Origin of the sequence: Syntrophobacter fumaroxidans MPOB (assembly GCF_000014965.1) — a bacterium.
Taxonomy (GTDB): Bacteria; Desulfobacterota; Syntrophobacteria; order Syntrophobacterales; family Syntrophobacteraceae; genus Syntrophobacter; species Syntrophobacter fumaroxidans.
This window is the reverse complement of the sequence record NC_008554.1, coordinates 3,749,233-3,765,027: the sequence shown is the minus strand read 5'-3', so window position 1 is coordinate 3,765,027 and position 15,795 is coordinate 3,749,233. Positions and strand designations below refer to the sequence as shown.

13 protein-coding genes are annotated in these 15,795 nt (G+C 60.1%); 6 read left to right on the top strand and 7 right to left on the bottom strand.

Going from position 1 to position 15,795, the window contains the following annotated elements; genetic code table 11:
- Positions 1-81: 81 nt before the first annotated feature.
- Positions 82-1,263 carry a 12,18-didecarboxysiroheme deacetylase gene (ahbC, locus tag SFUM_RS15830; protein ID WP_011699855.1) on the bottom strand — a complete coding sequence of 394 codons (1,182 nt, stop codon included), beginning with the start codon at positions 1,261-1,263 and terminating at the stop codon, positions 82-84.
- Between the two features lie 137 nt (positions 1,264-1,400).
- On the bottom strand, positions 1,401-3,185 hold the full coding sequence (locus SFUM_RS15825; protein ID WP_011699854.1) for an AAA family ATPase: 1,785 nt from the start codon (positions 3,183-3,185) through the stop codon (positions 1,401-1,403).
- Between the two features lie 347 nt (positions 3,186-3,532).
- Between SFUM_RS15825 and SFUM_RS15820 the strand changes: the two genes are divergently transcribed.
- Both SFUM_RS15820 and SFUM_RS15815 read left to right on the top strand, forming a co-directional pair.
- Positions 3,533-4,252 carry an MgtC/SapB family protein gene (locus SFUM_RS15820; protein ID WP_011699853.1) on the top strand — a complete coding sequence of 240 codons (720 nt, stop codon included), beginning with the start codon at positions 3,533-3,535 and terminating at the stop codon, positions 4,250-4,252.
- Between the two features lie 261 nt (positions 4,253-4,513).
- A complete protein-coding gene (locus SFUM_RS15815) occupies positions 4,514-5,491 on the top strand; it encodes a M28 family peptidase (RefSeq protein ID WP_011699849.1) in 978 nt (325 codons plus the stop codon).
- A gap of 181 nt (positions 5,492-5,672) precedes the next feature.
- Here SFUM_RS15815 and murI read toward each other — a convergent pair whose 3' ends face one another.
- Positions 5,673-6,488: a glutamate racemase gene (gene murI / locus SFUM_RS15810; RefSeq protein WP_041440718.1), complete on the bottom strand. Its 816-nt coding sequence runs from the start codon at positions 6,486-6,488 to the stop codon at positions 5,673-5,675.
- 377 nt (positions 6,489-6,865) lie between these two features.
- Between murI and SFUM_RS15805 the strand changes: the two genes are divergently transcribed.
- From SFUM_RS15805 to SFUM_RS15790, 4 genes are all read left to right on the top strand, one after another.
- A complete protein-coding gene (locus SFUM_RS15805) occupies positions 6,866-8,215 on the top strand; it encodes a cytochrome ubiquinol oxidase subunit I (RefSeq protein WP_011699847.1) in 1,350 nt (449 codons plus the stop codon).
- A gap of 82 nt (positions 8,216-8,297) precedes the next feature.
- Positions 8,298-9,329, top strand: a complete 1,032-nt coding sequence (gene cydB / locus SFUM_RS15800; RefSeq protein ID WP_011699846.1) for a cytochrome d ubiquinol oxidase subunit II — start codon at positions 8,298-8,300, stop codon at positions 9,327-9,329.
- Positions 9,330-9,641: 312 nt separating this feature from the next.
- Positions 9,642-12,011: a leucine-rich repeat domain-containing protein gene (locus SFUM_RS15795; protein WP_011699845.1), complete on the top strand. Its 2,370-nt coding sequence runs from the start codon at positions 9,642-9,644 to the stop codon at positions 12,009-12,011.
- Positions 12,012-12,763: 752 nt separating this feature from the next.
- Positions 12,764-13,012 (top strand): DUF2795 domain-containing protein, encoded by a 249-nt coding sequence (locus tag SFUM_RS15790; RefSeq protein ID WP_011699844.1) that lies wholly within the window; start codon positions 12,764-12,766, stop codon positions 13,010-13,012.
- Positions 13,013-13,543: 531 nt separating this feature from the next.
- Here SFUM_RS15790 and rsmI read toward each other — a convergent pair.
- From rsmI to rplS, 4 genes are read right to left on the bottom strand one after another with little or no spacing between them, the layout of a single operon-like run.
- On the bottom strand, positions 13,544-14,425 hold the full coding sequence (rsmI, locus tag SFUM_RS15785; RefSeq protein WP_011699843.1) for a 16S rRNA (cytidine(1402)-2'-O)-methyltransferase: 882 nt from the start codon (positions 14,423-14,425) through the stop codon (positions 13,544-13,546).
- Positions 14,403-14,780, bottom strand: coding sequence for a YraN family protein (locus SFUM_RS15780; RefSeq protein WP_041440715.1), 378 nt, complete (start codon positions 14,778-14,780; stop codon positions 14,403-14,405). Before SFUM_RS15780 ends, rsmI begins: the two co-directional genes overlap by 23 nt.
- Positions 14,719-15,390 carry a ribonuclease HII gene (gene rnhB / locus SFUM_RS15775; RefSeq protein ID WP_435051181.1) on the bottom strand — a complete coding sequence of 224 codons (672 nt, stop codon included), beginning with the start codon at positions 15,388-15,390 and terminating at the stop codon, positions 14,719-14,721. Before rnhB ends, SFUM_RS15780 begins: the two co-directional genes overlap by 62 nt.
- 29 nt (positions 15,391-15,419) lie before the next feature.
- Positions 15,420-15,761 (bottom strand): 50S ribosomal protein L19, encoded by a 342-nt coding sequence (gene rplS, locus SFUM_RS15770; RefSeq protein WP_041442878.1) that lies wholly within the window; start codon positions 15,759-15,761, stop codon positions 15,420-15,422.
- Positions 15,762-15,795: the final 34 nt, after the last annotated feature.

The following is a 15,795-nucleotide window of genomic DNA, read 5'->3' as shown; positions in this document are numbered from 1 at the left end:
CGATCGCTTCCCTTATCCAACGGGAAGAGCATCCGGATGGAGGATTCAATAGCCCGACAACAGGCGCGACGGCCCGCTCGTCTACCCGGCAATCTCCCGTTCCGTCAGATAGCAGGCGGGGTCCGGCGCCCACAGATCGCCGGTGGCAGCTTCCGAGCGCACCCGGAAATTCCCCCCGCAGACCCCGAGCCAACGGCATTCGGCACATCGGCCCTTCACATGGAGCTTCTTGTCCTTGAGCTGATTCATAAGGGGGTTGGAGACGTCCGTCCAGATTTCGCTGAAAGGCCTCTGCCGCACATTGCCGAAGGAATAGTGGCGCCAGAACTGGTCGGCGTGCACGCTGCCGTCCCAACTGATGCACCCGATTCCCCGGCCCGAGTTGTTGCCTTCGTTCATCTGCAGCAACTCCAGCACCTCGGAAGCTCTCGTCGATCCTTCACGCAGCATTCTCAGGTAGAGGTAGGGGCCGTCCGCATGGTTGTCGACGGTCAGAACCTCCTTGGGCTTGCCGCGCTCGTGCAGGTCCCTGGTCCGGTCGATGATGAGGTCCACCGCGGCGCGGGTCTCCTCATGGGAGAGGTCCTCCTCCATGAGCTTGGTGCCGCGTCCGGCGTAAACGAGGTGGTAGAAACAGACCCGCGGGATGTCCCGTGCTTCCAGCAGATCGAACACAGCCGGAATTTCGCGCGCGTTCAGGCGGTTCATGGTAAAGCGCAACCCCACCTTGATTCCCGCTTCCCGGCAAGCGGTTATCCCGTCCAGCGCCATCCGAAAAGCCCCCTTCACACCGCGGAAACGGTCGTTGACCGGCTCCATGCCGTCAAGGCTGATGCCGACATAGGACAGGCCCACGGTCTTGAGCTCGCGGGCGACCGCGGGAGTGATGAGCGTCCCGTTGGTCGAGATCACCGCCCGCATTCCCTTTTCGACCGCATAGGCGGCCAACTCGACCAGGTCGGGGCGCATCAGCGGCTCCCCGCCCGAAAAGAGCACCACGGGCGTTCCGAATTGCGCCAGGTCATCCAGGACCTTTTTCCCCTCGGCGCCGGTCATCTCATCGGGAAAAACCTGGTCCCGGGCATGGGCGTAACAGTGCACGCATCGCAGATTGCAGCGCCGTGTTACGTTCCAGACGACGACCGGTTTCTTGTCGATGGAAAATTGCAGCAGGTGGGAAGGCAGTTGCCCGCTGTGTCGCCCGTAGCGAAGGGCATCGGAGGGCTCAACGGTTCCACAGTAAAGCTTTGAAATACCGATCATAATAAGATTTTCCTCGTCTATCCTGATCCGGTCCGGGCCTTCAAACCGCGTTCCCTCCGGGACCCGGCGGGAAACCACGAACCCGGACCTGTTCCCGCCGACTCCGTGCAAGCCGGAACATGCAAGTTGAGCGTCGTCTAGACCTCTGTTTTCATTTCGGAGGGGCTCAGCGGATACTGACGATAGTTTTCCCTGATCAGTTCGTCGAGGTACGTCCCGTGATGGACGACCGCTTCCTTTGGCAGGACAAACCGCCTTTGCCCGCTCCTGTCCGAAATCAGCTTGAAACCGTAATCGAAATCATTGGAAATTTCCACACATATCGCAGTGGCAGTCGTCTCTCGATCCAGCGCCCCCTTGATGATCTCGCTGATCGCCTCTTCGTCGAAACTGATCTTGAAGCCGTGCTTCTCGTAGAAGTCCGCCTCGAAGACCCGAACCTGGTTATGCATCAGGATGACTTCGTCGAATATCCCGTCGATGGGAAACCCGGTCTTGAGGTGATAATCCAACACCAGGTCGACCCGGTCGGGAGAAAAAACCCAGGGGTAGCTCTCGATGAATTTCTTCTTCTGTTGGGCCACCTGCTCCTGTAGCGCCAGCCGCTCCTCCTCCAGCGCCCTGTCATAGGCTTCCAGGGTCCGGGGATCGTCGGGATTCTCGAACAGGCGGGCCAGTTCCTCCTCCGGGGTCAGAACAACCTGCCTGCCGACCACGAGTTGCTGGATTCCCGAAGACGGCAATCGCTTCTCGAACGACAGAAGCACCTTTTCGATCACGCTGACCAGTCCGCGCGCGCCCGTTTTCTCTTCAAATGCCTTTTCAGCCAGGAGGCGAAGCGCATCGTCTTCGAACTTGATGTCGATGCCGTAACTGCGAAAATCTTCCTTCTTGCCCTGAATGATCGGGTTCCGGACGTTTTTCAGGATCTGATAGAGGTCTTCCACCTCCAGGGGTTCGAGTACCGCGACAACGGGCAACCGTCCGACGAATTCGCTCTCGAAACCGTATTCGATCAGATCTTCGGCCTTGGCGTGCCGGAGGTACTTCGTATCGTCCTCTCTGCTCTGTATCTGCGCCCCGAAACCGATGCCCTGCTTCTGCATGCGTTTCTTCGCGATCGCGGCCAACCCGTTGAACGCCCCGCTCATGATGAACAAAATGTTCCTGGTATTTACGGTCCGCTTTTCACGCTTCCCGGTCTTGCGGTACTGTTCGATGGCCTGTATCTGGGAAACCGGATCGTGCGGGACCTTGAGGTCCACATCGGTCTCTTCCATCGGCTTGAGCAACGCCCTCTGCACCCCGGTCCGGGACACATCCGGCCCGATGTAATGGTTGGAGGAGGCGATCTTGTCCACTTCATCCACGTAAATGATGCCGTATTCGGCCAATTCGATATCGTCATCGGCTTCCACAACCAATTCTCTGACCAGGTCTTCGACATCGCCGCCGACATAGCCCGTTTCACTGAACTTGGTGGCGTCGCCCTTGACGAAAGGAACCCCGATCTTCTGGGCGATGAGCTTGACCAGATAGGTCTTCCCCACGCCGGTGGGGCCGATCAGGAGGATGTTGTTCTTGATCCTGCCGACGGGATTCTCGACCCCGTAGCGGGATCGTCTTCGCTGGAAACGGATGCGATTGTAATGCGTGCTGATCTTGGTGGCGAGAACGGCCTTGGCTTCGTCCTGCCGGATCACGAACTGGTCCAGGTAAGCCTCAAGCTCTTCGGGCTTCATATCGAACCTGATTTTCTCCACTCCACCCGATTTTTTCGCCATGTCCGCGGATTCCTTGGGCTGAGCCGTTGCCATCGGAGAAACCACCTTGATCCGGTAGCCGTATTTCTTGGAGAGATACTCGCCGATCTCCTTTTCCAGCTCTTCCTGGTCCGGAAATTTGGGGTAATCATCCGCCATAGGAGTATCCTTCCGAAGAGTTTCTCTACGAGGAAGCCGTCTTCGCGCCCGGTGACCCCGGTAATATAAACTTTCAGGAAAGCCATTTCAACCAGCCCCGGGCCGCGGGAAAGACCATCTCTCACTTCTATTATAAGCTCTTGCCGACAAAACGGCATGACCCCGGCTCGCGGAATGCCCGGCGGAGGCGCGGCGTTCGTGTCATGGGACCGCCGTAAAAAGGAGATGATTTCGCGCCCGGGGTTGAGTATCCTGCGGGCAACCGCAACATCAACGGCTTGAAGCGGCAAGACGGCACGGCCGCCCGACGGCGGTCAAGCGGCGGTCTCTCACATCGGTGGGCAACTGTGGACACGTTTGCATTCGACTTCATCCCGGCCTTGGAAATGATCGGCAAATTGACCCTGGCCGCTCTGCTCGGCGCCGCCGTGGGTTTCGAGCGGGAATCCCATGGACAGTCCGCGGGTCTAAGAACAAACCTGATGATTTGCGTGGGATCGTGCCTGATGATGATGCTTTCCCTGCACATGGAGGAACTGTTCTGGAGGCTCGATGCAAATTCCATCGTTCGGATCGACCCCGGCAGAATCGCGTCCTATGCGATTTCAGGCATGGGTTTTCTGGGCGCCGGGGCCATCATCAAAGGGCGCGGCACAGTGCGCGGCCTGACCACCGCGGCAGGGCTCTGGCTCAACACGGGCATAGGCCTGGCGATCGGCGCCGGCTACCTGCTGCCCGCGATCTATACGACTTTCATCAGTTTGTTCATCCTCTATAACCTTCGGTTCCTCAAAGTTTTCGTCGCCCATGACGTCTACACCGTGCTGACCATTTCGTGTATCAGCTCCGAAAAACCATTGACGCGCATCCGCAAGATTCTCGGCGAACACCCGGGGATCGACATCCGTTTCATCAACTACAGCTCCCATCTCTCCACCGACTCCGTGACCTACCGGATTCGCCTGCGCAGTAAGGAACATCATCCCTGGGGAAAGATCATCGGTCGTCTCACCGCCGATATTCCCGGGCTGAAGGAAATCGCCTGGGAAGAGAGCGACGTTCCCTGAAGTGACACCCCGGAGATTGCGTGGTGCTCGATCGTTTTCCCCGATACGGGGCTGTTGTATCGGGGAAACGCCATGAGCCGCCTGCAACGGCGGACCGGGCACGGATTCATCATGCCGGGACCGGGCTGAAATTGTCTTCGGACCGTCATGAGCCGGAACGGGCGAGGGATGGCCGGATACCGGCCGCCGCTCCGGACTTGCACGCAAGGTTTTCCGGACCGGAGATCATCCTGTTCACGAAAAGCGAACAAGGAACAAGGGATGCGATTCCTGTGGAGGATTATCGTGTTGACCGCGGTCTCGGTGCTCGTCTCAGTGGCGATATTGTGGTTTGTGCTCACCCAGCCGACCTGGCGCACGTCGGCTGAAAACCTCCCGGCATCCATTGATCCCGCACGCCTCGAACGGCACACGCGGATGCTTTCGGAAACTTTTGTGCCGCGGGATGCGGGCCATCCCGAAAACCTGGACCGGGCGGCGGCCTACGTTCGGGACGAATTCGATAAAGCGGGAGGCCGGGTCGTCGAACAGCCGTTTCAAGTCGATGGATCGACGTATCGCAACGTAATCGCCTGCTTCGGACCGGAAACGCAGGACAGAATCGTTGTCGGCGCACATTACGACGCTTTTGAGGAATGGCCGGGCGCCGACGACAACGCCGGCGCCGTGGCGGGACTGATCGAACTGGCACATCTGCTCCGTAAGAGCTCCTTGAACACCCTCGTTGAACTCGTCGCCTACAGCCTGGAGGAACCTCCCTATTACGGAACGCCGCATATGGGCAGCGCCGTCCATGCGTCTTCACTGAAGGCGCGGAACCGATCGGTTCGCATCATGATCTGCCTTGAGGCGATCGGTTTCTTCAACGACCGGCAAGGGAGTCAGAAATTTCCATTCATCCTGCTCAAAGCTTTCTACCCGAGCCGGGGAGATTTCATCGCCGTCGTGGGCAAAATGGACCAAACCGACGTGGTGCGCCGGGTCAAGAGAGCCATGCGGGGCGTCTCCCCTCTGCCCGTTCATTCCATAAACGCCCCGGCGATCGTCCCCGGGATCGATTTCTCCGACCATCGCAATTACTGGCGCGAGGGCTGGAAAGCGGTCATGATCACCGATACGGCCTTCTACCGCAACGCAAGCTACCACACTGCCGGCGACACGGCCGACACCCTCGACTACAAACGCATGGCCATGGTCGTGCAGGGAGTCCATCAGGCCGTGCTGCATTTCAGCCGTTAGTTTTCCGTCGATTCATGAGGAGTTGCATCGAAAACGGCGGCTTTGACACGCGGCAGGAAACCGAGGCAGAGATTCCCCCGTCCCCCGGGGCTACAGCCCGCGTGCGCATGCGGCGGCGCCCCTCGGGAACCGGCGGGAAAGCGCTTTCAGTCGCTGATGAGAAGCGGATTCGGGGCAGCCTTCACCATTTCACGACCTGCACCTTGGGCAGGCTCCTTCCAAGGAACCGCTCGCCGATCCCCTGGAAGCGCAAGGGCACATCGCTGACAAAGAAGCGGTAATCCGGGGGGGAAGCACTTCGATTCCACAGATCCATTTCAGTGAGCACCGCGGCGGTCCGCTCGGCCATGGCCTCGGCCGAGTCGACCAAATGGATGTCCTTTCCCACCACTTTCTGCAGGAGGGGTTTGAGCAGAGGATAGTGCGTACAGCCCAGGACCAGCGTATCGATCTGGTGAGTGGTTACGGGGCGCAGGTATTCCCGCGCGGTCAGCCGCGTTACCGGGTGATCGAGCCACCCTTCTTCCACGAGCGGCACGAAGAGGGGGCACGCCTGCGAGAATATGCGAATTCCGGCATCATGGCGGTGGATCGCCCGCGCGTAGGCGTTGCTGTTGATCGTGGCGGGAGTCCCGATGACGCCCACGTACCTGGCCCGAGTTGCCTCGACCGCGCTGCTCGCGCCGGCATCGATGACGTCCAGGACCGGAACGGGCGAGAGCCCCACGATGACCTCGCGGGCCACGGCCGCCATGGTGTTGCAGGCGACGATCAGCAGCTTCACCTGCTGCCGGAGCAAAAACTCGGTGATCTCCCCGGCAAACTTCGATATGGTGTCGACGGATTTCACCCCGTAAGGCACCCGGGCCGTATCCCCGAAGTAGATGATACTCTCGAACGGGAGCCTTTCCATCAAGGCCCGAACGACGGTCAACCCGCCGATTCCCGAGTCGAAAACACCTATGGCGCTGTTGGAATCCGGTTTCACAAAATTCATGTCATGGCACACGCATGCGAAGGTTCACCGCGAACGACCGGGCCTGACGGCATTTTCGACGCGGCTCAGGCAGCGTCGGGCGATACACGCTACATGGCCCTCGGTTGCCGAAACGCGCCGGAAAACCATGCCCGAGCGGAGCGCGGGCTAGCATTTTTATCATATCAGCTTTAACTTGAGGACGCATTTGCTAATTTCTCAAGATCGCGTACCCTCGGCGCCTCGTCCTCCCGGGACGCGGCGCGGCCCTCCGGGCAGGCCGGGCCGGTACGCGGGGCTGCAACGCGGCCCGGCCGGAATTCATCCACCCTGCCGTCCCTGGTTCAGTGATGCGGGACGGGCGGACATACCCGTTTCATCGGGAGACTCGAAATCGTATGGACACCCTTTTCGATCACGTCACTTTGTCCCGCATCCAGTTTGCGGTAACGGCCCATTTCCACATTCTGTGGCCGGTTCTGACCGTGGGCCTCAGCATTTTCCTGGTGCTGATGGAGGCCCTCTACCTCAAGACCGGCGACAAACGCTATTACGATCATTGCCGTTTCTGGACCAAGCTTTTTCTGCTCAACTTCAGCATCGGCGTGGTCTCGGGAATCCCCATGGAATTCCAGTTCGGCACGAACTGGAGCCCTTTTTCCGTCGCGGGCGGAGACTTCTTCGGGCACATGCTCGGGTTCGAGGCCGCCATGGCGTTCATGCTCGAAGCGACCTTCCTTGGGGTCATGGTGTTCGGCTGGAAGCGGGTTTCGCCGGGCATGCACCTGTTCGCGACCTCGATGGTGGCCCTCGGCGGCTCTCTTTCCGCTTTCTGGATCATGGTCGCCAACTCCTGGATGCAGACTCCGACCGGCGGGGTATTCGAGAACGGGCGTTTCATCATCACCAGCAGACTTGACGCCATCTTCAACCCGGACATGCCCTGGGGCGTGTCCCACATGTGGGTGGCCTGCCTGGAGGTTTCGCTCTTCGTGGTGGGTGGGCTCAGCGCCTGGTATATCCTCAAGAGGCGCCATGCGGCGTTCTTCCTGCAATCCTTCAAGATCGCCGTCGTCGCGGCGGTTCTCGTCGCACCGCTGCAGATCCTCCTCGGGGACGGTTCGGGCATCGCCGTTTTCCACCATCAGCCAGCCAAGCTTGCAGCCATTGAAGCCCACTGGGAGACCAACCCGCCGGGGCGGGGAGCCCCGGAACTGCTGATTGCGTGGCCCAACCAGGAAGAACAGAAGAACGACTGGGCTATCGGTATCCCCAACGGCTTGAGCCTGCTCGTGACCCACAGTTGGACCGGTCCGGTAAAAGGGCTGAAAGAATTCCCCCGCAGCGACCAGCCACCGGTGACGCCGCTCTTCTATGCCTTCCGAGTGATGGTGGGGATAGGCTTCCTGCTCTTCTTCCTCGTGATCTGGACACTTTGGGCGTGGAAACGGGGAGACCTCACCCCGGATCGCCTGCCCACCCGCAAATGGCTGCTCTATTCATGGATCGGGGCAGTGCCTCTGAGCTACCTGGCCATGGAAACCGGATGGATAACCCGGGAAATCGGGCGGCAGCCCTGGATTCTGTACAATCTACTGCGCACCTCGGATGCCGCCACCATGATCCCCGCCGCGACGGTCGGGACCTCGCTGCTCACGTTCGCCATTCTTTACCCGCTGCTCTTCATCCTGTTCATGGGATTTGCGCGCAGAATCATCGTCAAGGGGCCGGACACCCACGCCGGCTGAGCCGAAAACAAGTGAACCGACCGGAATAGGCCGAATAGAAAGCAGCAAATCATCATTCCGCGCCGACCGAAGGAACTTGAATATGGGAGCGATAGAGTCTCACCTTCCGGAAATATGGCTGGCCATCATCGGTTTTTTCCTGCTCTACTACGCCATCAGCGACGGGGCCGACCTCGGGGTCGGCATCCTCTCGCTCGCCGCGACCGACGAACGCGAACGGGGGCTCATCATGGGGTCCATCGGGAGCATCTGGCACGACAACCAGACCTGGCTGGTTCTGCTGGGGGGAATGCTCTTCGGCGCTTTCCCGCTTTTCTATGGCGTGCTCCTTTCGGCACTCTACGTACCGATCCTCTGCATGATCTTCGGGCTGGTCTTCAGGGGCGTGTCGTTCGAGTTCCGCGAGAATTCGAGGCATCCCGCCGTCTGGAGCAGGTGTTTCGGGGTGGGAAGCCTGATCGTGACCCTCTCCCAAGGGTTTGCTTTGGGCGGGCTGCTGGGCGGCCTCGACGTCCGGGAGGGAGTTTTCAAAGGCAGCGTGCTGGGCTGGGCCAACCCCTTTTCCTGCCTCGTCGCTCTCGGCGTGCTGTGCGGCTACGTCATGCTGGGTTCCAACTTCCTGGTGTTCAAAACCGCCGGACCGATCCAGGCGAGAAGCTACCGCACCTCTTTCGCGGCTTCCCTGATGACCCTCGGAATCTCCATCCTGGTGCACCTCTTCACGGCAGCGAAATATCCGCAGATGGTCCGCAAGCTTACGACGCTTCCGGAAGCATACTACATCGCGGTATTCCCGGTGCTCGCCGCCTTTTGCTTCGTCATGCTGTTCGTGAGCCTCCGGAGGAAGCGCGAGCTCGCCCCTCTGCTCTGCAACGCCGGGATCATCCTGTTTTCCTTCATAGGACTCTCTCTGGGCATGTACCCCGACATGATCCCCAACGTGGTCTCTTCCGCCGTCACCGTCCACGCCGCGGCCGCTTCCAAGGACACCCTCGAATTCATGCTCCAGGTGACGTCGGTTCTGCTCCCCGTCATTCTGGTCTACACCGGCTACAAGCATCGGATCTTCCAGGGGAAGGTCACCACGGAGGCCTACTCGGGCAAGGACGAGTGACCCCGGCGGGCTCATCGTTGCCCGCGCTCCCCCACGTCCGCCCGTAAGGCACCCGCGACTGCTCTCATTCGGGATTCGACAGGCAGCGCGCATCCGTGCGGATCAATCCCGGCGGATCGAGGCGGGAAACATTTCCGTGGTGCGCTGCAATTCCGTTTGACATCGTTTCTGAAACTCACTACGGTTTAGTAAATCATATCCATTATTAGAAAACATGCGAATCCTTTATAAGTGCTCAGGCAGCCGGCGGGTGGCTGACCCGGTCCTCTCTTCAGCCCATTTTCGTGCTGCGGCGTTGAAAGGAGCTCCGCGATGGCGATGGGAGTGAGAGCCTTCTTGTTCGTCCTGGTCCTTCTTGTCTCCGTGCCGGGGTCCGCCCCGGCCCAGGAAACCGTTTCGCGCGCGCCGGGCATCGTTGACATCGGGGAACCGCTGTCCTTCATCGAGTTCGAGCAGGCCTACGGCGACAACAAAGAACTACCGAGGACCGACGAGGATGTCCTGGCGCTCGCCCGGCGCCTGTTCCACGATCCCGAACAGGAGGCGCTTCTCGAGGTGCGGCAGCAGGGGTTGGAGCTCTGCGGCTCCTACGACCTGCAACTGCTGCTCACCGCCCTGAAAAACCCCGCCATATCGGAAGCCGCCCGCGAAACCGTCCGGCGGATCATCGAACGGGAAGACGCAGTCCCTTACAAGCAGGCGACCAGGAAGCACTTCAGGTTCTACTACCGGGACAACCATCCCGACCCGAAATATAACGTGACGTTGCGGGATGTTGAAGCCGCCGCCGAGATCCTGAACCGTCTCTGGTACAGGTATTCCCGAGATTTCAGGACTCCGCTGAACTACATCTCGACAATCGATCCGGTCGGCCGCCGGATGATCGATATCCTCATAAGGCCTCTCCCCGGTTCGGTGGGAGGCATGACCAGCCCCGACAGCCCGGTGATCCAGCTCGCTCCCTGGGGGATGAAAGACGAATGTTTCCGGAAGGAAATCTGCGCTCATGAATTATTCCACCGCGTACAGTTCTCTTACGGATGGCACGGGGAATCATCCACCAGGTGGCTGCTGGAAGGGTCGGCCACCTGGTCCCAGAAATACGCCTATCCTCAGGAGCATGCTTACATGCGCTGGATGAACAGGGGACTGTCCACACCAAACGTCGACCTGACGACTCGCGCCTATGACGCCTGCCACCTGTGGGTTTACCTGGCGGAGCGGGCCGGGTGGAGTGCAATCCGGCAGTTGTGGGCCAATTACAAGGAACACGGTCCCATGGAGTCGCTCGACCTGGTGACCGCCAGGAGGCTGGGCCTGAACTTCGAAGAATTTCTGACCCAGTGGATGAAGGCCAATTATGTCAAGGACACCGCGAACGCTCCCCCCAGGTACGAGTACGAAGAGGACGATGAGCCGGGCCTCAATTGCGGGCGCGAGTACGGCCCCTTGAGGCATGTCGACAAGAACTGGATGAAACCGGTAACCAGGTTCACGATCACCGTCAATGCCGGCGGAACGCTGCAAGCCTTCGGCGCCCACTACTATGTTTTCCCGCTGGACCCCTCCGTTACGGAATTCACCTTCAAGCTCAAAGGATCGGAGAGCGGCGTTTTTCGCTACTATGTGCTGGGCACGAAAGACAACCTGGGCGTGGCCGCGTATAACGGGGAGGGCTCGAGCTTCAGCATCCATAAGAAGCTTGCCGAGAACGAATGGGACCAAGTGGCGGTCGTCGTGATGGCCTTGATGTTCGGCGGCGACTACACCCTCGTTTATAACGGGGACCTGCCGGTCGCGTTTCCCGACCCCGTGCTCAGGTCCATCGTCAGGAAAGCGATCGGAAAACCCACGGGGCCCATTCTGAAGAGCGACCTGATCCGGTTGGAGTCGATCGACGACTGGGGCTACGACGGCAAGATCAGCAATCTCTCGGGTCTCGAGTATTGCGGCAACCTTCAATCGCTGCAGCTCCCGAATCATCTCATAGCGGACGTCGCACCCCTGGCCCGCCTCAGGAAAATCACTCAACTCAACCTGACCCGCAATCAAGTGGCGAACCTGCGGCCGCTTCGGTTCCTGGATGAGTTGAAGAGCCTCGAGCTATACGACAACCAATTAATTGACATCTGGCCTATCCAGTGGTGCAAGAAGCTGATTGTACTCGACCTGGGCCGCAACCGGATTCAGTCGGTGGAAACGCTCGAAAATCTGATCGATCTCACCTATCTCAGCCTCGACCAGAACCGAATCGGTAACATCAGCCCCCTCTCCGGCCTGGCGAAGCTGAAGGAACTGAATTTGAGCGGCAACCTCATCCAAAGCCTGGAACCGCTTTTCATGTTGACCGGCCTGCTCAACCTTCACGCCTCCGACAACCGGGTCTCGACGGCCGCAGGACTGCAATCCCTGTCCAACCTCGTGGTGTTGAGTCTCGCCCGCAACCCGGTCGCGGATATATCCGATCTTGCGTTCCTCCACGACATCGGAAGCGTGAACCTCGATTCCACCGAGGTCGAGGACATCCAGCCGCTGGTGGACAATCCCGGGTTGGGCATGAACGATTACGTCTGGCTGCGCGATACCGGTCTGAGCCACAACTGCGACCCGGCGAAAGGAGACGTCAAGGACTGCAAGGACGTTGAAACCCTGAAAAACCGCGGGGTTTATGTGGGCTGGTGAGGCCGGACAGCCTTTCCCTTAGCCTACGCGCATCCCCCGGTCCGCCCGAACCGGCAATACCGGACGGCATTCGAGGAGGTGACTCGGAGCGGCGGCGAATCAAGCCCGCCTCAGGGACCGCCGGTCACCTCGAACTGATCTTGGCTGCCGGCGCATAGAACGGCAGATGATCAAGCCCTCGCGGCCCGGATTCCACCGCACGCCCGGTTCCGGAGGGGGGTTCAATCCCGTTCCGTCGCGCCTTCGCTACGCCGGCAGTCCATGAACCCGATCGGAACCGGCAGTCAAATTTCGTGCCCGACAGGGGATTCGCCACGATTTTCGTCGAGCCGAATCCCCTTGCCCACTCCGGGGGCGGCCTTCCTCACCGGCGCTTCCGGCAGTTGAATTAACTTTTATTCATAATTCGAATACACACTTCACAGTATTTTAAAATTCGCCGAACTCCTGTATGCTTCGTTATCACTTCAATTGAGCGATTCCGTGCACAGGGCGGTACGAGCAGGATTCACCGCGGGTGGGGATAAACCGCTTCTCCGCCCGACGGGTTGCCCGGCCGCGCGCAGTGGAGGGCCTTTCGTCCGACAGAACCGCGCTCCGAGCATTTGAATCGCTCAACTCAGGTATCATTCGGTCCATCATTTTTGGCTGAAAACCTTCAGGGAGGAGCGGAATCGGAGGGCGTGCGATTCATGTGGGACGACACTTTCGATGACGCGGACTTCTCATGATATTCGGGGAAGGAAAGTACCATGACCAGGGGCGTGAGGGGCGGTGGCCCGGCCAACATCATGAAACATCTCAAGAGCATCCACTTTCCGGCAGACAAGGGCATGATCCTGTCGCACGCCCGACGGGGTCCGGGCCCGAGCACGCGAATGGTGGTGGAGATATTGGAGCGCATCCCCGAGAGGGAATACTGCTCCCCCGCTGAAATCGTCCGCGAAGTCGGCAGGATCAACAAGATCGCACAGCCCGTCCAGGAATTGAACGCAACCTGAACCGGGTTGAATCTTCATACCGGCGTGCATGAAAAAGCGCAGGAGATGGGGTCAACGGATGATGAGGCGGGCGGTGATAAGCCCGCTCCCACGTACCGATGTGCCCGTCAGACAGTGCAACTGTGCTCTTTGTCAACTCTTGATTCGCGCAGGGCGGGGTGCGCGGCGGCGCAGCCCGCGGTCCCAATACCCTTGCCCCAGTGCTTGGCGCCATGAACGATCCGGAGCCGACGTGTGGAACGCCCCCATGGCCGCACGCTTTCACAGCGATCATGACGAGTACGGGGTACGAGGCTCGGCCGGACCGCGGGCACGCTGTTCCCTCCCGGCCATACCATCGGCCCGATGGGGAAGCTCCCGGCCGGACCGTGGGCACGGTGGGACCGTGCCCACCCTACGGATCCGCACGGCCCTCGGGGTTTATCCCCGCCCGCATAACCTCCGGATATGTCTGACCGGCACATGAGTCCGTACAAGGGGCGGGCTTTAGCCCTCCCGCCTGATGCACTCAACTTGTACATGAATTATATATCAGGTGCGTGGTTTGCCGCGCAAGGCTTCCCGGTAGACGGTTCGTCGCGGCACCCGGCGCGCGGCTGCAATCCGTTCGACGGCCTCCTTGAGGGTGACGCCCGGCGTATCGAGAAGAAGCCGCAATTCCCCCCGCCAGTCACGCTCTTCCCGTTCGGCCGCGATTATCCCTTCGGCCGCGCCCTCCACCACCAGGGTCAATTCGCCTTTCACCTCTCCGGAGAAATGCTCCCGGCATCGGCTGACCAACCCCCGGAACACCTCTTCATGCCGCTTGGTGAGCTCCCGGGCGACGGCGATGCGCCGGTCTCCCCAGAACGTGAGGATGTCTTCGAGCGTCCGGGCGAGTCTCTTCGGGGATTCGTAAAGGACCAGGGTCATGGTCAGGATGGCGTGGGATGCGAAAAACTTCGTGCGCCCATGTCCGCGGGAAGGGGCAAAGCCCAGGAACACAAAAGGATGAGTGGGCAGCCCTGAAGCAACCAGGGCCGCAATCAGCGCCGTGGGACCGGGAATGACGACGAGGGGCAACCCCCGATCCACCGCGCCCGCGATGAGCAATGCGCCCGGATCGGACACCCCGGGCGTGCCCGCATCGGTCACCAGGGCAACGCTTTCCCCCGCCTCGATGCGCTCCATAAGCTCGCGGCCGCTCCGCTCCAGGTTGTGGCCGTGATAGCTCACCAGGGGTTTGTGGATGTCGTGACGGCTGAGCAGTTTGCGCGTGTGTCTTGTGTCTTCGGCCGCGATGAGATGGACGGAACGCAGAGTCTCCAACGCCCTCAGGCTGATGTCGGAGAGATTGCCGATGGGGGTGGCCACCACGTAAAGGGTGCCGGGGCCTGCCCTTTCCCCGGCATTATTCGAGCGCTTCGAATGCATTGACAATCCAGGTCACCTCGGGTTTTCCACCGCTCCAGGTCACCGCTACGACGTCAAACCGGGCCGGATGCCCCTCGAACCGCTTTTCTCGAAGATACCACAGCGCCAGGCGCGTGAGGCGCCGCTGCTTGGCGATGGACACCGACTCCTGGGGCAGGCCGAATCTCGATCCGCAGCGCGACTTCACCTCAACGAAAACCAGGGTTTTCCCGTCCCGGACGATGAGATCGATCTCCCCCGCCGCACAGCGGAAATTCCGCTCCACAAGACGGCAACCCTTGCTCGCGAGAAAATCAGCCGCGAGGCCTTCGCCCTTTCTTCCCTTCCGATGACTGTCTTCCGGCGGCGGTTTCAAGCCCTTCTCCCTCCGACGCGCGCACGCCGCCGAAACTCAAGCGGTGAATCGGGCACGGCCCGTACCTGCGCAAAGCATCCAGATGCCGTGCGGTCCCGTAGCCCTTGTTTCGATCGAAACCATAGACGGGGTACTTCAGGTGGTATTCACACATGAGGCGATCACGATGCACCTTGGCGACAATGGACGCCGCGGCGATGGACAGGGACTTCGCATCCCCCTGGGGAATGCCTTTTTGCGCGATGAACAGAGGCAGTTCGTAAGGGCCGTCGATGAGGAGACAGTGCGGAGGGGTTTTCAGACCGGCAACGGCCGCGATCATCGCCTGGAAAGTGGCTTGCAGGATATTCACCCGGTCGATTTCAGAGGGTTCGACACGCCCGATACCCACATCGCAACCGCACGACAGGATATCTTCACAACAGGATTCCCGCTGCCCGGCCGAAAGCTTCTTCGAATCCGCAACTCCCGGCAGACGGACACCCGCCGGCACCACGACTGCGGCAGCCACCACCGGGCCGGCCAACGGGCCGCGTCCCACCTCATCGATTCCGGCAACCAATTGAAAACCCTGCCGATAGGCTTGCTTCTCGAAATGCAGCATGTCCATCGCCAGGGCTTCAACGGGTTTGCGTCCCACTAGCGCCTCTCTTTGATTCTGGCCGCTTTCCCCAGGCGCTTGCGCAGGTAGTAGAGCCGGGACCGGCGCACCCGCCCGTGTCGCAGCACCTCGATTCGATCCAGTTGCGGTGAATGGACCGGGAATATACGCTCCACACCCACTCCATAGGACACCTTCCTTACCGTGAAGGTCGCTCCCATGTTCCCCCTGTGATGGCGAATCACCACCCCTTCGAATACCTGAATGCGCTCCTTGTCCCCTTCTCGAATCTTCACATGTACCTTGACCGTGTCTCCGACCCGAAACGGGGGGATGTCGGCACGCATGTGATCTCTTTCGATCGTTTCAATCAGACTCATCCCCATTTGTATCCTCCATTCAGATTGATCGGGG

Bases quoted from the DNA above. Each gene is read 5' to 3' on its own strand.
- rnhB (WP_435051181.1), bottom strand. From the start codon at position 15,390: ATGGACATGCTGCATTTCGAGAAGCAAGCCTATCGGCAGGGTTTTCAA.
- rplS (WP_041442878.1), bottom strand. From the start codon at position 15,761: ATGAGTCTGATTGAAACGATCGAAAGAGATCACATGCGTGCCGACATC.
- SFUM_RS15805 (WP_011699847.1), top strand. From the start codon at position 6,866: ATGGACACCCTTTTCGATCACGTCACTTTGTCCCGCATCCAGTTTGCG.
- cydB (WP_011699846.1), top strand. From the start codon at position 8,298: ATGGGAGCGATAGAGTCTCACCTTCCGGAAATATGGCTGGCCATCATC.
- SFUM_RS15790 (WP_011699844.1), top strand. From the start codon at position 12,764: ATGACCAGGGGCGTGAGGGGCGGTGGCCCGGCCAACATCATGAAACAT.
- murI (WP_041440718.1), bottom strand. From the start codon at position 6,488: ATGAATTTTGTGAAACCGGATTCCAACAGCGCCATAGGTGTTTTCGAC.
- SFUM_RS15815 (WP_011699849.1), top strand. From the start codon at position 4,514: ATGCGATTCCTGTGGAGGATTATCGTGTTGACCGCGGTCTCGGTGCTC.
- rsmI (WP_011699843.1), bottom strand. From the start codon at position 14,425: ATGCATTCGAAGCGCTCGAATAATGCCGGGGAAAGGGCAGGCCCCGGC.
- ahbC (WP_011699855.1), bottom strand. From the start codon at position 1,263: ATGATCGGTATTTCAAAGCTTTACTGTGGAACCGTTGAGCCCTCCGAT.
- SFUM_RS15825 (WP_011699854.1), bottom strand. From the start codon at position 3,185: ATGGCGGATGATTACCCCAAATTTCCGGACCAGGAAGAGCTGGAAAAG.
- SFUM_RS15795 (WP_011699845.1), top strand. From the start codon at position 9,642: ATGGCGATGGGAGTGAGAGCCTTCTTGTTCGTCCTGGTCCTTCTTGTC.